14 protein-coding genes and 1 pseudogene are annotated in these 19,955 nt (G+C 66.1%); 6 read left to right on the forward strand and 9 right to left on the reverse strand.

Annotated elements, in window-relative coordinates:
- Nucleotides 1-39: 39 nt before the first annotated feature.
- Both Aple_RS46545 and Aple_RS46550 read right to left on the reverse strand, forming a co-directional pair.
- Entirely contained in the window at nt 40-399 is a 360-nt protein-coding gene (locus Aple_RS46545) for a VOC family protein (RefSeq protein WP_155351215.1), read from the reverse strand.
- 25 nt (nt 400-424) lie between these two features.
- Nucleotides 425-1,999: a phytoene desaturase family protein gene (locus Aple_RS46550; RefSeq protein WP_155351216.1), complete on the reverse strand. Its 1,575-nt coding sequence runs from the start codon at nt 1,997-1,999 to the stop codon at nt 425-427.
- A gap of 117 nt (nt 2,000-2,116) precedes the next feature.
- On the opposite strand from Aple_RS46550, the gene secA2 reads away from it, so the two are divergent.
- Genes secA2 through Aple_RS46565 form a run of 3 tightly spaced genes read left to right on the forward strand, consistent with a single transcriptional unit; the run spans nt 2,117 to nt 5,596 of the window.
- Nucleotides 2,117-4,366 carry an accessory Sec system translocase SecA2 gene (secA2, locus tag Aple_RS46555; protein ID WP_155351217.1) on the forward strand — a complete coding sequence of 750 codons (2,250 nt, stop codon included), beginning with the start codon at nt 2,117-2,119 and terminating at the stop codon, nt 4,364-4,366.
- Nucleotides 4,367-4,412: 46 nt separating this feature from the next.
- The gene (locus Aple_RS46560; protein WP_155351218.1) at nt 4,413-4,946 is read left to right on the forward strand and encodes a SigE family RNA polymerase sigma factor; all 534 of its coding nucleotides are present in this window, start codon (nt 4,413-4,415) and stop codon (nt 4,944-4,946) included.
- A complete protein-coding gene (locus tag Aple_RS46565; RefSeq protein ID WP_155351219.1) occupies nt 4,943-5,596 on the forward strand; it encodes a permease-like cell division protein FtsX in 654 nt (217 codons plus the stop codon). Before Aple_RS46560 ends, Aple_RS46565 begins: the two co-directional genes overlap by 4 nt.
- A 300-nt stretch (nt 5,597-5,896) precedes the next feature.
- Here the strand turns inward: Aple_RS46565 and Aple_RS46570 are convergent, their stop codons facing one another.
- Nucleotides 5,897-6,700, reverse strand: coding sequence for an SAM-dependent methyltransferase (locus Aple_RS46570; protein WP_155351238.1), 804 nt, complete (start codon nt 6,698-6,700; stop codon nt 5,897-5,899).
- Between the two features lie 348 nt (nt 6,701-7,048).
- On the opposite strand from Aple_RS46570, the gene Aple_RS46575 reads away from it, so the two are divergent.
- Complete coding sequence (locus Aple_RS46575) at nt 7,049-7,678, forward strand: dihydrofolate reductase family protein (protein WP_246265406.1); 630 nt, start codon at nt 7,049-7,051, stop codon at nt 7,676-7,678.
- A gap of 360 nt (nt 7,679-8,038) precedes the next feature.
- Here the strand turns inward: Aple_RS46575 and Aple_RS46580 are convergent, their stop codons facing one another.
- The 3 genes and pseudogenes from Aple_RS46580 to Aple_RS56695 all read right to left on the reverse strand — a co-directional run.
- A complete protein-coding gene (locus tag Aple_RS46580) occupies nt 8,039-8,443 on the reverse strand; it encodes a VOC family protein (RefSeq protein WP_155351220.1) in 405 nt (134 codons plus the stop codon).
- A gap of 1 nt (nt 8,444) precedes the next feature.
- Entirely contained in the window at nt 8,445-8,762 is a 318-nt protein-coding gene (locus tag Aple_RS46585) for an ArsR/SmtB family transcription factor (RefSeq protein ID WP_170322017.1), read from the reverse strand.
- A 531-nt stretch (nt 8,763-9,293) separates the two neighbouring features.
- Nucleotides 9,294-9,705 (reverse strand): annotated as a pseudogene (locus tag Aple_RS56695) (hypothetical protein); the annotation flags it as partial.
- 558 nt (nt 9,706-10,263) lie between these two features.
- Here Aple_RS56695 and Aple_RS46595 point away from each other — a divergent pair.
- Nucleotides 10,264-11,070 carry a DUF1206 domain-containing protein gene (locus Aple_RS46595; RefSeq protein ID WP_155351222.1) on the forward strand — a complete coding sequence of 269 codons (807 nt, stop codon included), beginning with the start codon at nt 10,264-10,266 and terminating at the stop codon, nt 11,068-11,070.
- Here the strand turns inward: Aple_RS46595 and Aple_RS46600 are convergent, their stop codons facing one another.
- Nucleotides 11,071-12,153 carry a hypothetical protein gene (locus Aple_RS46600; protein ID WP_155351223.1) on the reverse strand — a complete coding sequence of 361 codons (1,083 nt, stop codon included), beginning with the start codon at nt 12,151-12,153 and terminating at the stop codon, nt 11,071-11,073.
- A gap of 13 nt (nt 12,154-12,166) precedes the next feature.
- Nucleotides 12,167-15,508 carry a non-ribosomal peptide synthetase gene (locus Aple_RS46605; RefSeq protein ID WP_155351224.1) on the reverse strand — a complete coding sequence of 1,114 codons (3,342 nt, stop codon included), beginning with the start codon at nt 15,506-15,508 and terminating at the stop codon, nt 12,167-12,169.
- Between the two features lie 130 nt (nt 15,509-15,638).
- Here Aple_RS46605 and Aple_RS53960 point away from each other — a divergent pair, with 130 nt between their 5' ends.
- Nucleotides 15,639-19,172 carry an AMP-binding protein gene (locus Aple_RS53960; RefSeq protein ID WP_218038874.1) on the forward strand — a complete coding sequence of 1,178 codons (3,534 nt, stop codon included), beginning with the start codon at nt 15,639-15,641 and terminating at the stop codon, nt 19,170-19,172.
- On the opposite strand, the gene Aple_RS46625 is transcribed toward Aple_RS53960, so the two are convergent.
- Complete coding sequence (locus Aple_RS46625; protein WP_155351225.1) at nt 19,169-19,942, reverse strand: ABC transporter permease; 774 nt, start codon at nt 19,940-19,942, stop codon at nt 19,169-19,171. The genes Aple_RS53960 and Aple_RS46625 overlap by 4 nt on opposite strands.
- Nucleotides 19,943-19,955 lie beyond the last annotated feature (13 nt).

A 19,955-nucleotide genomic window follows, 5' to 3' on the forward strand; every position in this document is an offset into this window, starting at 1 on the left:
TGCCCACCCGCTACGGCCCTAAGCCACCAGGAACACCCATCACTCCCTCGGCGGACACACATCAAACAAATGCCCCTCCGGATCCGCGAGCGTCACCCACCCCGCCCCCGCCTGGAACTCCGGCTTGGTAGCCCCCAACGCCAGATACTCCTCCACAGCCCTATCCACATCCGGAACCCGAAAGTCCAGATGAAACTGCTTATCCGGCCCCGGCCAACTAGCCGCCTTCCGCTCAGGTACGCGCTGGAAGAAGATGTTCATCGTCCCATCCCCAATCCCCGCATACTCCTCCTCGGCGTACTGCACCTCGAACCCCGTGACCTTCGAGTAAAACTCCGCCAGCCTCTTAGGCTCAGCGCAGTCGATGGTCACCGCTATCAGCGACGCGATCGTTGTCATACCCCGAGCATCCCGCAGATACCTGTCAGCCCATGTCAGCTATCACAGCCATCGCCGCGTTCTTCCCGTTCAACGCGATCACACTCCCCCCAGGATGCGTAGCCGCCCCACACAGATAAACCCCCGGAATCGGCGTACGCGGCGTAAGCCGGTTCTCCCACATCTGATCCGGCCGCACCTCCCCCTGGAAGATGTGCCCCCCGGTCAACCCCACCCGCTCCTCGATATCCGGCGCCCCCAACACCTCATAACTGATCAGGCAATTCTCGAAGTCAGGAGCGTACCGCCCGATCAGCTCGATGAACTGCCGCGCCACCTCACCGCGACGCGCCCCCCAGTCCATCCCATACGGCGCGTACTGCCCGAAGACACTCACCAGATGTTTCCCCTCAGGCGCCGGCGTCGGATCATGCGACGTCTGGAAGTAGATCTCCCCGAACCCCACCGCCGGCTCCCCCGCCGCACACCGCTCAAAAGCGACCTGCGCCTCATCCAGCGTGGAGATCACATCAACCACCCCCCGCGCCATGAACGTCTCCCCCGGCGCCGCGTTCCACGACGGCAGCCGATCCAGCGCGGCGTTGAATTTCACGACAGGGCTACGGATATCCCACTCATCGATCCGACGCCGATAATCCTCGGGAACATCCCCCACCAGGGTCATCAGCCGCTTCGGATCCGCGTTGCTGACCACCGTCCGCGCCGCGATGAAGGTGCCGTCATCGAGCCGTACCCCTTCGCCCGGCAGCACCTCCCCGACCGGCACCCCAGCCGCGAGCACAGCCCCCGCCTCCCGAGCGGCATCGGCGATGGCGAAACTGACCATCCCCATCCCACCCTTGACATATCCCCAGGCCGCACCATGCCCCTCGACCTCGCCGATAAAATGCATGAGCTTGACAGCAGCCGTGCCAGGATCCTTCGGCCCCGCCCACGTCCCGATGATGCCCTGCCCGTAAAGCGCATCCCTGAGCCGAGTGTCGGACACATAGTCGCCGAGCACCTCAGCAATGGAGGCCCGGAACAGCACATCGATCATGTACGCGTCGCCGCCCAGCAACTCCTCCAGCTCATCCCGGGACGGCGACTCCCCCGCCCAGGAGTCCCGCCGCCCCTTCCTGAGCTTGATCCGCATCTGATCGAACATCTCTTCATAAGCGAAATACCCAGCGATGTCCTTCGGCGACACGCCCAAGTCCCGCAGCCCCGCCTCGGTCCGCTCGTGATCCATCCACTGCGCGAACGCGGTGCCGTCATCGAACGGAATCCACAGCTGCGGATCCGCGAGATAGACCTCCAGCCCCCGCCGATGCAGATCCAGCTCCCGGATGACCGTCTCATCCAGCAGCCCGATCACATACGCGCACGGACTGATCACAAACCGCTGATCCGGGAACGGACGCTCCAGCGTGGCGGCCCCGCCCAGGCGTTCCCTCGCCTCCAGAACCAGCACCGACTGCCCCGCCCGAGCCAGGTACGCCGCGCAGGTCAGCCCGTTATGTCCGCCCCCGACCACGATCGTGTCCCAGCGCCGAGCCGCCAGCGCGGACACCGGCTCCGGCAGGCCCACCCGGCCCAACTGTGCGGCAATCTCGTTCATGCTCAATAGACTGACTGGATAACCAGTCAAAGCGCAAGAGCCACCTTGCGGCTAGCATCGGATCTTCCAGGGCTTTACGACTGGAACCGACTACTCGTGCGGCTCGTTGGAGCGGGCGTGGCCTCTCTACCTCAGTTGATCAGGCGTTTCCTGGAGAAACCGGGAAGCGTCGATCTCGCGCGCTTCCAGCGCGTCGCCGTCGGGGCCGCGGAGCACGAGCCCCGGATGCGTGAATTGTCCTTCGAAGAGCTCCGCGAAGCCGCGCTCAACGAGGCCACGTTCTGTGCCGCCGTCCGCGAGGTCGCCCACCGCACGATCGGCGAGCGCCCCTATGACGTGCAGCTCATCGGCACGCTCGGCATGCTCGCCGGGAATGTCGTGGAGATGGGCACCGGCGAGGGCAAGACCCTGGCGGGCGCGCTGGCCGCCGCCGGTTTCGCGCTGCGCGGGCAGGGCGTGCACGCGATCTCCGTCAACGACTACCTGGCCCGCCGCGACGCCGAGTGGATGGAGCCGTTCTACACCGCGCTCGGCCTGACCGTCGGCTGGATCTCCGAAACGTCCACGCCGGAGGAACGCCGCGCCGCCTACGCGAAGGACATCACGTATGCGGCGGTCAGCGAGATCGGCTTCGACCTGCTGCGCGACCGGATGCGTACAGACCCCGCCGAACTCGTGCAACCCGTGCCGCAAGTCGCCCTGGTCGACGAAGCCGACTCGGTCCTCGTCGACGAGGCCCGGGTCCCGCTGGTGCTGGCCGGCGCCGCCGACCCCGGCGCCGCCGTCCCCGAGATGGCCGCGCTGGTACGGCGACTGTCCCGCGGCTACCACTACGAGATCGACGACGAGGGCCGCGCCGTCCACCTCACCGCCAAAGGCACCGACACGGTAGAAAAAGCCCTGGGCATCTCGCTGTACGACCACGCGACCACGGTCACCGAAGTCAACCTGGCCCTACACGCCCACGCCCTGCTCACCCGCGACGTCGACTACATCGTCAGGGACGGCCGGGTCCACCTGATCAACGCCTCCCGCGGCCGCGTCGCGCAACTCCAGCGCTGGCCTGACGGACTGCAGGCCGCCGTCGAGGCGAAGGAGAAGCTCTCCCCCACCGAGACCGGGGAAATCCTCGACTCGATCACCATCCAGGGCCTGCTCACCCGCTATCCCACTATTTGCGGAATGACCGGCACCGCCGTCGCGGTCGGCGACAACCTCCGCGAGTTCTACGACCTCAAAGTGGCCGTCGTCCCCCCCAACAAGCCGTGTGTCCGCGTCGACGAGCCCGACCGCGTCTACGCGACCGCGATCGACAAGGACATCGCGCTCGTCGAGGAGATCGTCGCCCAGCACGCCACCGGCCGCCCGATCCTGATCGGCACCCTGGACGTGGCCGAATCCGAGGAACTCGACGCGCACCTCCGGGAGCGCGGTCTGTCCCCCGTCGTCCTGAACGCGAAGAACGACGCCGAGGAGGCCGCCATCATCGCCCGCGCCGGCGAACGCGGCGCGATCACCGTCTCCACCCAGATGGCCGGCCGCGGCACCGACATCCGCCTCGGCTCCGACGGCGTCGCCGACCTCGGCGGCCTGCTCGTCATCGGCACCGGCCGCCACACCAGCAGCCGCCTCGACGACCAGCTCCGCGGCCGCTCCGGCCGCCAGGGCGACCCCGGCGCCTCGGTCTTCTTCGTCAGCGGCGAAGACCAGCTCCTCACCGCGTACGCCCCTGACGAGGCGTTGCCCGCCCCCGGCAAGGACCGCCGGATCCGCGATGCCCACGCCACCTACCTGATCGGCCACGCCCAGCGCGTCGCCGAAGGCGTCAACGTCGAGATCCACCGCAACACCTGGCGCTACACCCGCGTCCTGGAACAGCAGCGCCGCCAGATCCTGGAACACCGCGACAAGATCCTCTACGGCGAAGCGGGCGCGGAAGCCCTGGCAGAAGCCCGCCCCGAACGGTACGCGGAGCTGGTCGCCCTCAGCTCAGACGCCGAGATCGCCGAAGCCGCCCGCCAGATCGTCCTGTTCCACCTCGACGAATGCTGGACCGAACACCTCGGCTTCCTGGCCGACCTCCGCGAGGGCATCCACCTGCGCGCCCTCGGCCGCCTCAACCCGATCGACGAGTTCAACCGCGAAGCCATCCCCGCCTACCGCAAACTCCTCCAGGAAATCGAACGCCGCTCAACCAGCAGCTTCGTCGCGTTCGCCCCTGACCAGCCCCTGTCCGAACAAGGCCTGAAACGCCCGACGGCGACGTGGACGTACCTGGTCTCCGACAATCCCTTCGGCTCCGACTGGGACAGAATCCTCAAACGCGTCTCCGGCGCCCTGAAGGGCAGCCGCCGCCGCAAGAGCTGAATCAGCGGCGCGAGCAGCATTCGCGGCCTGGGCGCGTCTCTGAGATATGGAAGTCGAACTGCTCTCCATCGGAGAGCCTGGCGTCCGGGCGTCGGTGGATGTGGCCGCGATCTTCACCGCGCACCAGCTCGGGCTGGTACGGCTGGCGCTGATGATGGTCGGCGATCAAGCCACGGCCGAGGATGTGGTGCAGGAGGCGTTCGCGCGGACGCATGCCGGGCGAAAACGATTACGGGATCCGGACAGGGCGGTGGCCTATGTGCGATCCGCTGTGCTCAATGGGTGCAGGTCGGTGCTGCGCAGGCGGGTCACGGCCGTCCGGCGGGCGGTGCCGTACGAGCCGCCGGTCTGGTCGGCGGAGAGTGCCGCGCTGGTGGGTGAGGATCGGCGGGAGGTGCTCGTGGCGCTGCGGGGGCTGCCGCGGCGGCAGCGGGAGGCGCTGATCTTGCGCTACTACCTGGAACTTTCCGATCTGGAGATCGCGGAGACCATGGGGATCGGCGCCAGCACGGCGCGGTCCACGATCGCGCGGGGGCTGGCCGCGCTCGGCCGGGTGCTGGGAGAGGGAGGAAAGGCATGAACGATCAGGTCGAAGTCCGGTTGCGTGAGGCGCTGACCGAAGCGGGCGACACGGTTCAGCCCACGACCCTGCGGACGCTGGTTCCGCCACAGGAGTCCCGGGTGCGGGTCAATACACGGCTGCTCGTGGTGGCGATGATCGTCCTGCCCCTGGTCGTGGGGGCGGCCACCTTCCTGCGGCCCGCCGATCGGGACGATCAGTTGGTCGTGATGGGGGCGGTGGGCATGTCTCCCGGTTTCGTGCTGGGCCCGGGAGATCCGGAGATCGCTGTCTATATCTGCGGGGCGCAATCCCCGTTCCGGTCGTGCTCGGATAGCCGGGGGGCCACACCGCAGCAGATCGATGCCATCGAGCAGGCGTTGCGCGCGATGCCGCAGGTCGAGTCGGTCACCTTCCGGGACCAGAAGACCGCCTATGAGCGATTCGCCGAGAGGGCATCTAACCGCGAGCTGGCCCAAATCGTGAAACCCACTGACATGCCCGAGTCGTTCCGTCTGAAGATGAAAGAGGATACCGACTGGACCCCTACCCTCGAAGCCGCCGTGGCCCTTCCCGGCGTGTCCAACGTCATCAACGAGAAGTGCATCTCGGAATACTTCGCCGGAAACTCGGACAACACCGAGTGCAGCGTTGGCGTCATCTTCCGGTGATGCCACACAGGCGGGAATTTGGGCGGATTGCCCGCCGACGCCGGAGCTCCTGCCAGGCGCCTACCCGAGGTCGCCATTTCCGGTCAGACCAGCGCGGGCACCCCTCATAACGTGACAACCTGAACGAACGCCTCGACCGCGCCAGCTCGGGGCGTTCTTCAGCCTTTCCGGGATTCAGCCTTCCGGGCGTCATCGTTTGCGGGAGTCATCGTTTACGGGCGTCATCGTTTACGGGATTCAGCCTTCCGGGCGTCATCGTTTACGGGCGTCATCGCTTGCGGGAGTCATCGTTTGCGGGAGTCATCGTTTGCGGGCGACGCCGCCGAGGACGATGCGTTCCCAGGGTTCCAGGTCGTGTGGGTTTTCGGGGTGCCAGCCGGGGAGGTGGACGACGCCGGGTTCGACCAGGTCCAGGCCGTCGAAGAATTGTTCGATCGCTTCTTGTGTGCGGAACCAGCCCGTGCCGAACGCGAGCTGGAAGGCTTGCTGGAGGGCGATCGAGGTCGCCTCGCCGGAGGCGTGCATGTTGGTGGCAACGAGGTGACTGCCGGGGGCGAGTTTGTCCATGTAGCCGCGGACGATGCCGTGGGGGTCGTCGCTGTCTGGATATAGGTGCAGAATTCCGACGGCTAGGAGGCCCACAGGGCGGGTGAGGTTGAGCAGGGTGCGTACTTCCGGGTGGCTAAGCACGAGTTCGGGGCGGCGCATGTCGGCGTGAATCAGGGCGGTGGTCTCGCGTTGCGGGGTGCCGGCCTCGTCTACGAGAAGCCGGGCGTGGGCGAGAACCATGGGGTCGGTGTCCACATATGCCACCCGGATTCCGGTATCGATCGCGCGAAGCGTGTCGTGGGTGGCACGCACCGCCGCCAGCCCTGCCCCCGACGAGACGTCGAGGAACTGCCGGATCCCCGCGCGATGGAGGTGGCGAAGGGCTCGCCCGACGAACTCCTGGTTGCTTTGTGCCACCCTGCCGATATCCGGCAGGATCTGCGCGAGCCGCTCGGCGACCACACGGTCGACCTCGAAGTTCTCCTTGCCTCCGAGCAGTGCGTCATGCACGCGGGTGGCGCTCGGCGTGCGGGGACCTGTCCCAGCCGGAATCATCACTCGACCTCCGATACCAGCGGATGGTATCCCAACGAACCCACAGTGTGACCACACGACCGAAACCCACCGGCCCGCCAAAGGCCGTCTCAGAATTGTCGGTGGCTCCTGTCAAGCTGATGCTCGTTCCTCGCACGGGTGTGCGATCAAGAAATGCGGGCCATTCTCATGTGCGCGACCACGGCAGCGGGTCTCATGCGGGCGACCACGGCAGCGGTCTCACGTGCGCGGTCACGCCAGCGGGCGGGGTCGGGCGGAGCCCGAGATCAAACAAAGGGAGGCGGGTGGGAGAACCCGGTATCGACAGGCCGGGTAGCCCGAGGGGCGGACCTCAAGTGGAGGGGTTTCTTGGCCTTGATCCGGTCCTCGCTGGGAAGAGGCTCCGTTACGGCGGTGATTGGAGGCAGGATGAGGAAGATCATTCTTATGATGTCGGTGTCGCTCGATGGGTTCTTCGAAGGGCCGAATCATGAGATCGACTGGCATCTGGTCGATGAAGAGCTGCACCGTTTCTTCAACGACCAACTGCGGGACATGGGCGCTTTTCTCGATGGGCGGGTCACGTATGAGTTGATGGCCGAGTTCTGGCCAACCGCCGATCAGGACCCTGCCGCCAGCGCACCCATAGTGGAGTTCTCGCAAATCTGGCGGGAGATGCCCAAGATCGTGTATTCGCGCACGCTGAAGCGGGCCGACTGGAACTCGACCATAGTGCGCGAGGTGGTCCCTCAGGAGGTCCTGGAGCTGAAGGCGCAGCCAGGCGGCGACCTGGCGATCGGCGGAGCCAAACTCGCCGCGGAGTTCATGCGACATGACCTGATCGACGAGTACTGGCTCTACGTCCACCCGGTCGTGCTCGGCCAGGGCACCCCCTTGTTCCAGGCACCTGAAATGCGGCTGAACCTCCGCCTGACAGAAACCCGAGCCTTCCGCAACGGCGTGGTCCTCCTCCGCTATCAGCGCCCCGCCATCGACTGACGAACCAGAACGAACACTCGGAGTACAGCCCGACCACGGGACTAGGGAGTAAAAAACCACACAGGCGGGGATATGGTGCGGGCTGCCGAACGACGCCGGAGCTTCTGGCGCACGCCTACCCGAGGTCGTCATTTCCGGTCAGAATGAGCAGGTCACCGGGTTGTTCGCCGTTATCCGGCGCCGTTAACGCGGGCAGTGGTTCTCACCGCATCGGCGCCAAGAGCGGCAGCGGCATCCCCCTCGTGCGGTGACCACGAACGTTCACCGGGTCTTGTGACACGCCGGTCGGCGTTCGTGATGGCGGGCTTGCCGCCCCACGAATCAAAGCCGCGTGACCACACCCGCCATGTGGTCACCGCACTAGCCGGTGTAGACGGTGCCTTCCTCGACGAAGCAGAGTGAGTTGCCCCACGGATCCTTGGCGTAGAACGAGCGTTCACCCCACGGGCGGACGGCGATCGCGCCAGCCGGTTCGTCGTGGACGAGTTCGGTCGCCAGGCAGCCGAGGACTTTTGCTCGTTCGAAGATGGCTTCGAGGTCGTTCACGGTGAAGTACAGCGCTTTCGCCGCGGAGTGCGGTGCAGCGCCGGAATCCAGGATCGAAATGGTGACGGGTCCGCACTCGAAGTAGGACCGCGAACCGGCCTGCCGGCGTCCTTGGATGCCGAGCAACCGGCTGTAGAAATCGATCGCCTCATCGAGATCGCCGACTTCCACGCTGAGCCGGAAGAAGTGTGGAACGTCCGTTGGCGCCGTTGCTGTCATGTCAGCCGCCTTCCTCGTGATCACGTTTCTGGGAGAAATGAGCGAGCCACTGGCTTACGAGATTGAGCCGTTTCGGCTCCAACCGATAGACCCGGAGGCGGCCTTGGCGCTCGCTGCTGACCAGGCCGGCCGTCTCCAATACCTGAAGGTGCCTGGTCGTCGTCTGCCAGGCGTGCGAGAACACCCCCGCGATCTCACCCGCCGTCATCGATCCGCCGTTGAAGCAGATCGTGAGCAGGACCCGCCGCCGCGCAGGATGCGCCAGGGCACTGAAGAATGCTTCATAGGCATCTGAACGGCGGGCTGGCTCGTCCGTCAAACGAGCATCGGGCCCTCGCGGGTCCGTCAGACCTGATCAGGGCTGAGCGAGTTCGTGCCCGGCCCAGATCGAATCGGGCCGAGCAAGTTCGTGCCCGGCCCAGGCCTGATCGGGTCCGAGGGAGTTCGTGGCCAACTGGTCAGCTGTGGTGTCGTCCCCGGGGGCGGGTGTAGTGGCGGAATCCTGCGGTTGCGGCGGCGAGGACGATGAGTGCGGCGGCGATTCCGGAGATGGGGAATTCGTGGATCGGAATCTCGTTCGCTGCGTTCTGGATCGCGGGGGTCGCGGTTCCCACAGTTGTCTCGGTGTCGGCGGTTGTCTTGGTGTTGGCGCTTGTCCTGGTATCGGCGCCTGTCCTGGTATCGGCGCCTGTCTTGGTGTTGGCGCCTGTCTTGGTGTTGGCGATCTTCTTGATGGTTGTCGGGGTCTGGGCGGGCGTGGATGCGCAGATTTTGGTGACTTCGGAGACTTTGGGGGTGGGGAACTTGGGGGTGGGTGGTTTGGGGGGTGAGCTGTCTCGCATGTTGTAGGCGCCGCTGGAGAACGGGGCGGGGGCGCCCTTCTTGCCCAGGCCTGAACCCCATTTGGTGATCACGTAGTCGATTTTGATGTGGCCCTCGCCGCTGCTCACGGTCAGGCTGGAGCTGTTCCAGCTGCTTCCGGTGAGTTCGGCGAAGGTCTTGCCGTCCAGGTCGAGCATGACGCCGCTGCCCGACGGATCGCCTGGCCCTCGATCGCCGACGAAGAATTTGGCTTTCCGGCCGTTGTGGATGACGTAGCCTTCGGTCCCCATCGGCCAGCTGGGGCTGGCGGCCAGGCCTTTCTGCATGGGTTTGCCCGAGGCGGGCGCCCCCGTGTCGCCGTTGACGCCGGAGCCGTCGTCCCAGAAATACGACGCGGTGGTGCTGCCCGCGAAGAGCGGAGTCTGGACCTGCTTCGGCACGCCGTAACCGGAGAATTCGGATTCGGGGCGGGTGACGCGCTGGACCTTGCCGTGCAGGGCTTCGATGGTGGTGACCTTGCCGCTGGCGGCCTCTTCCACGATGCCGACCTGAGCGTGCTTCTTGAGGAAGGCGACGGCGCCGGGTTGCGGCTGGGTGGCCCAGGCGTTCTGGGTCTTGAACCAGGCCTGGTGGTCGGGGGTGTGGGCGAACTTGCCGACGGACTTGCTCACGCCCGCCGTGCCGGCCGCCCACGAGACGAAGGAGTCGCACCAGGGGGCGTTGGCGAATCCGGCCGAGGTGCCTTGCGCGTACCAGGCGCCGTACTTGCTCTTCTGACCATGCTCAACGCGGTAACCCAACTCCTGCCGGGCCGCGTCAAGCAGCTTGTCCGCGATGCTGGAAATGGGGGATCTCCTGGGGGTTTGGTCACGGATGAGTAACCGGACATTAATCCCATCGCTGCTGAAACCACAGGAAAACGTGACAAACTTTACCTTTGGTTTGGAATGGATCGGCGGGAGCAGTGGAGAGGGGCAGCCTCGGCCCGAGGAGGAGCCATGGTCAGCACGAGCCCCACCCGGAAGATCGCCAGAAGGGTGGCAGAACACCCGATTCTTGAGCGGGCGGCGAAGATCGGTTTCGCCGCCAGAGGCGTGCTCTACGGGCTTATCGGCCTGGTCGCGCTACAGATCGGCCTCGGCAACGGGGTCAGCGCGGAGGCCGACAAGAGCGGCGCCATCCACCTCGTGGCGAGCCGTCCGCTGGGCGGGCTACTCCTGTGGATCATGGCGTTCGGGCTGGCAGGCCTGGCCCTCTGGCAGATCGGCGAAATGATCTTCGGGTCGCATGAGCCGCTGGACCGCGTCGAGGCCACGGGACGCGTGGTCGTCTACGTCGCCCTCGTGGTCTCGTTGCTGGGTCTGCTCCTGTCCGGGAAAAACGCGAGCTCGACCGACGAGCAGTCCCAGGACGTGACGCGACTGCTGTTCGAACTTCCCGCGGGTCAGGTGCTCGTCGCGCTGCTGGGCCTGGGGATGGTGGCGCTTGGTGTGTACTCGATCCGCGAGGGCTTGACCGAACGATTCATGCGGCACATGACCGTCAGCGCGCCCCGAGCCCGGGCAACCGTGGTGAGGCTCGGCAAGGCCGGATATGTCGCCCGTGGGGTGATCGCTGTGGCGGCCGGAGGCCTCATCTGCCAGGCCGCTCTCACGTACGATCCCGAAAAAGCGGTGGGTATCGACGGCGCGCTCAAGGCACTGGCCGACACCCCGGTGGGTCCGTGGCTGCTCGTCGTCGTCGCGAGCGGCGTCGTGCTGTTCGCCGTGTACTGCTTCGCCGAGGCGCGGTGGCATCGGACGTGATCAGACCAGGAGCATGATCTCCCAAGAGCCGGGATCATCCGTGTACGCGGCGAGCGGCTTGCCCGTGAGCGTCTCCAGGAAATCGATGTCGATCGGGCACACACCCGGCGAAAGCTCGCGGAAGCTCTGCACGCAGTCGGCGCCGAGCAGGTCCTTCAGGCGGGCACGATAGGCGAGGACCACGTCGAACGGGATCACATCGTCGGCCGGAACCCGCCCGGTGAACTCGGCCGCGAGCGTGGCCACTCCTTCGGCCACGGCGGGCAACGGCTCCAGAACCGTGACATAACGTTCGCGATCATGGTCGAGGGCGTGCCAGGTGTATTCGGGGCTGACCGAATCGTCGAGATCGCCGTACGTCGCGAGGACCAGCGCGGGGAGGGTCAGCCCGATCTCGGCCGCCGGCCGGAATTCCGGCTCCTCGTGTTCGGCCGCCTGCCGCTGGTATTCGGCGACCGTGACGAACGGCCCGAATTCGAAGCTCACGGGGGCGACTTCGTCGGGCTCGTCCGGTTCGTGGATCTCAGAGTTGGCGGCGATGACGACCAGTTGCACGTGGTCGGCCTCGGGGAGGGTGACCTGCTCGTCGGTGAGCGCGGCGAGGCTGTCGAGGTCGATCGAGAAGCGCGCCTCGCTCCACCAGCGATAGCTGAGCTCGCAGTCGGCCCCGAGAAATTCGCGAAGCCGATCCCGGTAACCGACCGTCTGATCCAGATCCGCGTACGCGATGTTGGACCCGTAATACGCCGCCGCCAAGCGCGCCAGCCCTTCCGGCGACCGAGGTCGCAGGACGGTGAGAATGTCAGTGTTGTGGAAGCAGGAGATCCCGTCGGAGAAGGTCTGCGCGGCCAGCCATTCCCGGTCCGAAGGCAGTTCCCGCGGGTCGGAGGCGATCAGTGCGAGCACGGGTAGCTCGATGCCATAAGCCTCAAGGGGCTGGTAAGGACCGCGGTCCCAGTCGGCGGCCGGGCTGTGGCGGACTCCGAGGGCGTCCAGCCGGGCGATGTCACCGGCGGCGATGGCGGCGTCGTCTTCGCCCCAATCCGGATAATGTTCATGAGCGATCGCACGCCAGTCGGTCACGATCACACGGTATCTACCGCAGAACAGGCCGAACAGGGCCCGCACTGAGCAAAGTATGGCTTGCCGACCGTTCCAATCCGCTGACCACGGCGGCGATTCCGGCGATCGTGGGCGTGTCGAAGAAGGCGTAGAACGGGACATCGACGTTGAATCGGTCGCGGATTCTGGCCGCGATCTGGGTGATGGTGAGGGAGTGGCCGCCCAGGTCGAAAAGGCTCTCTTCCGGATCGATGCCATCCAAGCCAAACACGTTCGCCCAGATCTCCGCGACGGCTTCCAGCGGCGATTCGCCCGCCTGAACGTCGGCAGCGGGCTCGTCATAACGGGGCAGAGCGGCGCGGTCGAGCTTGCCGTTGGGGGTCAACGGCAGGGCGTCAAGCTCGACGAAAGCAGCTGGCACCATGTAGGCGGGCAGCTGCCGCCCGAGGTGGCGGCGCAGGTCAGGAGCGCCGCCCACGGTGTACGCGATGAGTTGCTCGTCCTGGACCGCGACCGCGGCCTCCTTCGCGTGCGCCAGCAGGCAGGCTTCTATCTCGCCAAGCTCGATGCGGTGCCCACGAAGTTTGATCTGATTGTCGGTACGCCCCAGAAACTCCAGTTCGTCCCCCCGGAGGCGGACACGATCGCCGGTGCGATACATCCGAACCGACCGGGTGAGAAATCGTTCGGCCGTCAGCTCGGGCCGGTTGAGATAGCCACGAGCGAGCCCAGCTCCGGCGATGTAAAGCTCACCGGGGACGCCATACGGGACCGGGTCAAGGTTGTCGTCGAGAATCAGCAGCTGGGTGTTGGCAAGCGGACGCCCGATGCTCACCCGATCGGGATCGAGCGGAATATCGGCCAGCGTGGACCAAATCGTGGTCTCGGTCGGTCCATACATGTTGAGCAGCCGCCCCACTCGCGCCCGAAGCCGCCCGGCCAGCGGCAACGGCAGAGCTTCGCCTCCAGTGAGAGCGGTTCCCTCGAAGGCAAACCCAGCATCCGACAACAGACGCCAGGTCGACGGAGTGGCCTGCAGGTGACTGATCCGGTGACGCTCGGCAAGCTTCGTCAAAGCGGCACCATCGGCCGTGTCGGACTCCGCAGCGATAACAACCGAGCCCCCCGTGATCAGCGGAAGCCAGAGCTCCAGCACCGAGATATCGAAGGACAACGACGTCACAGCCAGCCAGAGATTCCCCGCTTCGGCGCGAAGCTCATCGCGCATCGCCAGCAGCAGGTTGGCCAACGCACGATGCTCAATCTCGACACCCTTCGGCCGCCCAGTGGACCCCGAGGTGTAAATCACATACGCGAGCTCGCCACCAGCCGAATCCGACTTAGCGCGCGAGACCACACTCGCACCCACGGGGTCGCTACCCGAACCGGCAAAAGCCTCCACCTCCTCGGCCCCACGATCAATCCCAGGACCGGCAAACGACACCCCAGCCGCGAAATCACCACCCGAATCGGAAATCGAAGCCACCTGATCGGTACCAGGGTCGGGGAACGAAACCGCAGCCACGAGGTCAGCGCCCGGAGCGGCGAACGAGGCCGCGTCCGCAGCTGAGTGATAGGCACCCTGATTGGCGAACGAAGCCGTGACGGCGAAATCAGCGCCCGAACCCACTCGATCGACACCAGCCTCGTCCAACGAAACCGCGACCGCGAAATCAGCACCCGAACCCACTCGATCGACACCAGCCTCGTCCAACGAAACCGCAGCCGCGTGATCGGAGAGCGAAACCGTTGTCGTGGGTGGGTGATCAGTATGAGGATCGGCGAATGGGACCACTGTCACGCCCGGCATGTGAGTGCCTGGGTCGGCGAGGAGGATCTTGGCGCCGGAGTCGGTGAGGATGTAGTTGAGGCGTTCGGTCGGGTATGCGGGGTCGAGTGGCAGGTAGGCGGTGCCGGCCTTCCAGCAAGCCAGGACGCCTGTCATCAACCGTTCCGAGCGGCCGGCGGACAGGGCGACCAGATCGCCCGTTTTGGCTCCGGCCAGCTTGAGCTGTTCTGCCAGCCGCTCGGCGAGGCGATCCAGCTCGGCGTAGGTCAGGCGGGTCTCGCCGCTGATCACGGCGACCGCGTCCGGTGTTGATGTGATCTGCTCCCGGAGCAAGTCCAGAACGCTCACCTGCGGGTACGCGATGTCCGCCCCCGCCACGACCGGTCCATCGGCGACCGTCAACTCCCGCACTGCGATATCCGGATTTTTCGTGACCTGGGCGAGGATTGCCTGCCAGTGTGCGGCGATCCGTTCCACGTCGGCGCGAGCGATCGATCGAGGCGCGAACTGGAACATGACGCCCAGTCCGTCCGGCCCGTCCACCAGGTGAATGCGCAGGGCATTGCGGGCGGTGCGGTTGAAGACCACCCAGTCCACGCTGGTCCCTGACGGTGGCGCGATCCGGCGGCGATAGGTCAGCGAGACGGGGGCGAGCGAGACCCCAGGCCGGAGCCCAGGAACCGCCCTTCCCAGTGGAACCTCGCGAACGCGGTAGAGCTCCCGCAATCCCGCCCGAACCGACCGGGCGAACTCCGCAAAGCTCACATCCGGCGATGGTTTCGAAGCGAAGGGCAACTCGTTCACGTACATGCCGATCCGGCCAAGCGCCTCCGCAGGCCGTACGCCAAGATCTAGAGCGGTCGCCGGGCGCTCGTTGCCGTAGCGGCGCAGGAGTGCGTGGACGCTTGCGACGATCAGCTCGAACCGCGTCACACCGAGTCGCTCGGCGGCATCCGCGAGCGCGGATTCGGGCAGCCGGAACTCGACCGCGTCTCCCGCCTGAACTTCCTGGTCAGACCGGTCGAACCCGGGCAGCACGACCTCGTCGGGCTCGGCCCACCGCTCCGACCAGTACGCCCGCGCCGCCGGCGCCCCCGCCGCGATCCGCGCCGCCTCCCGATCGGGATCCTCACCCGGGCCGAGCTCCGGCAGCTCCGGCGCGAAGCCCTCGACCTCGGCTCGGTAACACGCCGCCAGATCGGCCACGAAGACGTCGGTCGACTGCCCGTCGAAGGCCAGATGGTGCACGACGACGAGCAGCCGCCCGTCGTCGAGCAGGGTCATCCGCGCCAGCGGCCCTTTCTCCAGGTCGAACGGACGGAGAATCTCCTGCTCCGGATCCGAACCGAGCTCGACCCGGACCGGCAATCCCTCGACCAGGTACGGAACTCCGTCCGTTTGCCGGATCGCCGCTCTGAGCAGCGGATGCCGTTCGACCACTCGCGCGCACGCCCGGCCCAGCGCCGGAATGTCCACAGGACCGGCGAACCGGACCGCGAACGGCATGTGATGAACCGCTCCCAGGTCACTGAGCTGCTCGTTGAACCAGATGCCGCTCTGCGGGACCGAGATTCGAACGTGTTCCATTGAACCGCCCCAACGATCGCTTATTTCGTGAGTATGACTAGAAATTGCAGCAGTTTGCTAGATACTTGTGATGATTCGTTCGGAGTGGTTTACTCCGAGAGATCATCCACGGCTGCGGAAGAAGCGGACGATGACCGTCACACTCCCCGGACTGCTCCGGGCAAGGGCCAGGGAGCAACCGTCGAGAACGGCTCTGATCTGCGACGACACCGCGAAGTTGAGCTTCGGCGAATGGGACGAGCACGCCGACGCCACCGCGTTCGGACTACTTGAACGGGGCCTCACGCCCGGCGATCGCGTCGGCCTGCGCTACGACAACGCCCACTGGGCGGACTACGCGGTCGCGTTCCTGGGCGTCCTCCGCGCGGGCGGCGTGGCGGTCCCCCTCCCGTCGCGCCAATCCGACGCCACCCTCCGCCTGATGCTCGAAGACTGCCAAGCCCGCTGGATCCTCAACCAACCCCTCCACACCAGCCCTGCCCGGACCTCTACCGCCACGACGGACGAGTCCGCCATCCCCTCAACCGGAACCGCCCGACATCCCGAGATCGACCTCCGCGCCACCCGCAGGGAGACCCGCCAGGATCCTGCGGTCCAACCGGGCACCACAGGGATAGAGACCGCCCAGAACGTCGGAGTCACCCAGGGGGAGACCCACGCCGCGGCCCAACTGGGTCTTGCTTGGACAGGGATCGGCGAGCCCGACACCGGGACCGCCCGGAGAGAGATCGGCGGGAATCTCTCGTCCTACCTGGGTCTCATCTGGACAGGGATCGGCAAGCCCAACCCTGAGATCGCCCGGAAGGAGCTCGACGGGAATCTCTCGTCCCACCCGGGTCTCATCTGGACGGGGATCGGCCGGCATCCCGAGTCTGGGAGTAAGCCGGAGGGGAGCCGTTGGGAGCCTGTGGTCGGGTCTGGTGATTTGGCGCAGATCCTGTACACGTCGGGGACTACGGGGCGGCCGAAGGGGGTTTCGGCGAGTCATGCCAACTTGGCGTTTGGACATCGGCCGCATCCGGGGTATCGGATGTTGTCTCACTCGGAGCATTTTCTGCATGCGTTCCCGATTGGGACGAACGCGGGGCAGATGATGCTCGTCAACACGCTTGTCGCGCATCCGGCCGCCCTTGTGGCCTCCGTGTTCGAGGCGGAGCGGTTCTGTGCGTTGATCGCGGAGCATCGGGTGGGGACCGTGTTCCTGGTGCCCTCGATGGCCGTTGACCTGCTGAACTCGGGAGCGTGGCGACGACATGATCTGTCTTCTGTGCTTCTGCTCAGTTCGTCGGCGGACGCGCTGCCCCCGCATGTGGCCATCGCGCTCCCGGAGGCTTTTCCGAAGGCCACGATCGTGAACTTCTACACCTCGACGGAGGCGGTGCCGGCGCAGACGACCATGATCGTTGATCCGGCTCGACCGCATTCGGTGGGGCGGGCCACCGAGTCAGGGGATCTAAGGATTACCGGGGAGGACGGGGCAGCCGCCGGGATCGGGGAAGTCGGGGAGGTGTGGTTGCGGGCGCCCGCCGCGCAACGCTCGTACTACGGGGATCCGCAGGCGAGCGAGCGGGTGTTCCAGCGTGGGTGGACGCGGATGGGAGATCTGGGGTATCTCGATCGGGACGGGTATCTCTACCTGGTCGGACGTGAATCCGACGTGATCAAGTCCGGGGGTTTGAAGATCTCGACGCTGCAGGTTGAGGCGGCGTTGCAGGAACATCCCGCAGTGGCGGAGGTGGCCGTGCTCGGGGTGCCGCATCCGGTGATGGGGGCCATGGTGGCCGCTGCCCTGGTGCCAAGTAGTCCGGCCACCGCCGACGAACTCCGGACATTCCTGCATCAACGACTGGCTCGCCACGAAATCCCCACACGGTACGCCTTCGTGGACGCGTTGCCTCGAAACGAACTGGGCAAGGTCGTCAAGAGTGAACTCCGCGAGCTTTTCACGGCACCCCGGAATGCCAAAGGGCGGCCGTTGGAGACCCCGGAGCAGCAAGCGCTCGCCCGGTTGTGGAGTGGAGTGCTCGGCCTGCCGGTCACAAGCCCCGACGACGACTTCTTCGCCTTGGGCGGCGATTCCCTCAAAGCCACCCAACTCGCCAACCGAGCAACCCACGAGTTCGGCATCGACATCCCCAGCACACTCGCCTTCGACCACCCAACCCTGGCAGCCCAAGCCACGCATGTAACCACACACACCCGAACGCCGACCTATCCCGAAGCGCCGCACGAAGGTCAGGGGGCGGCGCTTTCTGGGGCGTACGGGGCGCTTTCTGGGGTTCAGGAGCATTGGTGGCGGTGGATGCATGCCACTGCAGAGATCCGGCATATGCCGCCCGTTCATGTCGCCGTCCAGATCGACGGGGAGATCGATGCGGAGATCGTCGACCGCTGTCTGGCCGAACTCACGAGAAGGCACGAAGCCCTGCGAACCGTCTTCAGAGACGGTCAAGCCGTTGTCGAGCCGGAATCCGGCGTCCGGGTCAGCCTTCACGAAGCCTCCGATGAAACCGAAGCCGGACAACTCGCGGCCGACCTCGTCCGCGCACCTTTCGACATCGGCCGGGGGCCATTGCTCCGCGCCGCCCTGATTCGCCTTCGCCGTGGGCGTACGGGCTACGCGGCAGAACCCGCCGCCGGTGGTGGCCTTTACCGGGATTGCGGCCCCACCGGCGGCACGGGTTCCACCAACTCCACCAGGACCGCGAATTCGACCACGAGCACACAATCCACCGGCAGTCCGATATCCAAGGACACACAATCCAGCGATAGCCCGGAGGCCACCACGGGCCATTTCGGCGGCAGCGGGGAGTCCACTGTCCTCGTCCTAGCCGCCCACCACATGATCTTCGACGGCTGGTCGGCCGGAGTTCTCCTCCGGGAACTGGGCGTGCTCTACTCCGCCTTCAGCCACAACGCCCCTTCACCTCTCCCTCCACCCACCCAATACGCCGACTTCGTCGCCTTCGAACATCGCGAATGGCACCGAACCAGCCCCCACTGGACGACAACCCTCGCCGGAGCCCCGAGCACCCTCCCGACCCTCCCGGGCCGCTCCCCCACCGTGACCTTGTGCGCGGCGATCTCCCACGATTTCCCCATCGGCCCCGTACGCGACCTGGCCAGCCGCCACAACGCGACCTCAGCCATGGTCCTCGCCGCCGCCTGGGCCACCACCCTGAGCGCCTGGGCCAACTCCCCCGAAATCGTCCTCGCCACCCCCGTCACCGGCCGCTCCCGCCCCGAATTCGAAGCCACCATCGGCTGCTTGTTCCGCTGGAACCTCCTCCGCGTCCCCACCAGCGGCGACACCATCGCCCGGGTACGCCGAGCCATCCTCACCGCCAACGACCACCAGTTTCACAACTTCGCCCGCCTGCACGAACTGGTCCCCTACCCGGCGTACTTCCGTTTCGAAAGCTGGGGCCGCCCCGCACACCTCCCCGGCCTGCCATCCCAGGAGTTCCCCATCCCGGCCGGCCCGATCATGGAATGGCGCCTGGCCGACGACGACCCGGACACACATCCGCCCGAGCTCCTCGTCACCGAACACCCGGACGGCTCGCTGACCGGCTCAATGATCTACAACAAACACGCCTACCAGACCGCCGACGTGGCCGCCCTCGCCGAGGCGTTCACAGCCGCGATCCCTCGGCTGAGCTAAGCCGACAAGAGGTGCTGCCATCTGCGGCGGGCCAGGAGGAGGCAAGTGGTGCCGAGCAGGAGTAGGTAGGCGGCGTTGGCCAGGAGGGTTGGTTCGAGTTGGCCGAGGGCGGGTTGGCGGATCAGTTCGATCGCGTGGTAGAGGGGGAGGGCTTTCACGATGAGTTGGAAAGGTTCGGGGTAGATCGTCACGGGATAGAAGGTGGTGGCGAATAGGAACATGGGGAGCATGACGAGTTGGGTGTACTGGAAGTCGTCCCAGCTTCGGACGTAGCCCGCTACGAGGAAACCGGCGGCGCCGAAGGTGTATGCGATGAGGAGGCTGCCGGGGAGGGCCAGCAGGATCCAGGGGGAGGTGACCAGGCCGAAGGCGGTGACGGCGGTGAGGAAGCCGAGTCCGGTGATGAGGCCGCGCAGCATGCCCCAGGCGATCTCGCCGGTCACCAGGCCGGTGACTGTCATGGGGGTGACGACCAGAGCGTGGTAGAAGCGGTCGAAGGTGAGTTTGGCGTAGGCGGTCTGGGTGGTTTCTTCCAGGGCGCTGTTCATTACGGCGGTGGCCAGCAGGGCGGGGGCGATGAAGGTGGCGTAGGGGACGTCGATCCCGGGGACGTCGCCGACCAGGGCGCCGATGCCGACGCCGATCGCCAGCAGGTAGAGGATCGGCTCGAAGATGGAGAACAGGGCCATCGTCCATGGGCTGCCGCCTTTGTGTACCCATATGTTGCGCAGCACCAGCAGGTGGGCGCCTCCGGCGCGAGGTAAGGCCATGGGACGTTCCTTC

The organism is Acrocarpospora pleiomorpha (assembly GCF_009687885.1).
In the GTDB taxonomy this organism is placed as follows: domain Bacteria; phylum Actinomycetota; class Actinomycetes; order Streptosporangiales; family Streptosporangiaceae; genus Acrocarpospora; species Acrocarpospora pleiomorpha.

Excerpts from the sequence above, each read along its gene's own strand:
- Aple_RS46595 (WP_155351222.1), top strand. The coding sequence starts at position 10,264 with ATGGTCAGCACGAGCCCCACCCGGAAGATCGCCAGAAGGGTGGCAGAA.
- Aple_RS46565 (WP_155351219.1), top strand. The coding sequence starts at position 4,943 with ATGAACGATCAGGTCGAAGTCCGGTTGCGTGAGGCGCTGACCGAAGCG.
- Aple_RS46605 (WP_155351224.1), bottom strand. The coding sequence starts at position 15,508 with ATGGAACACGTTCGAATCTCGGTCCCGCAGAGCGGCATCTGGTTCAAC.
- Aple_RS46550 (WP_155351216.1), bottom strand. The coding sequence starts at position 1,999 with ATGAACGAGATTGCCGCACAGTTGGGCCGGGTGGGCCTGCCGGAGCCG.
- Aple_RS46545 (WP_155351215.1), bottom strand. The coding sequence starts at position 399 with ATGACAACGATCGCGTCGCTGATAGCGGTGACCATCGACTGCGCTGAG.
- Aple_RS46570 (WP_155351238.1), bottom strand. The coding sequence starts at position 6,700 with ATGATTCCGGCTGGGACAGGTCCCCGCACGCCGAGCGCCACCCGCGTG.
- Aple_RS46560 (WP_155351218.1), top strand. The coding sequence starts at position 4,413 with ATGGAAGTCGAACTGCTCTCCATCGGAGAGCCTGGCGTCCGGGCGTCG.
- Aple_RS46580 (WP_155351220.1), bottom strand. The coding sequence starts at position 8,443 with ATGACAGCAACGGCGCCAACGGACGTTCCACACTTCTTCCGGCTCAGC.
- Aple_RS46625 (WP_155351225.1), bottom strand. The coding sequence starts at position 19,942 with ATGGCCTTACCTCGCGCCGGAGGCGCCCACCTGCTGGTGCTGCGCAAC.
- Aple_RS53960 (WP_218038874.1), top strand. The coding sequence starts at position 15,639 with ATGACCGTCACACTCCCCGGACTGCTCCGGGCAAGGGCCAGGGAGCAA.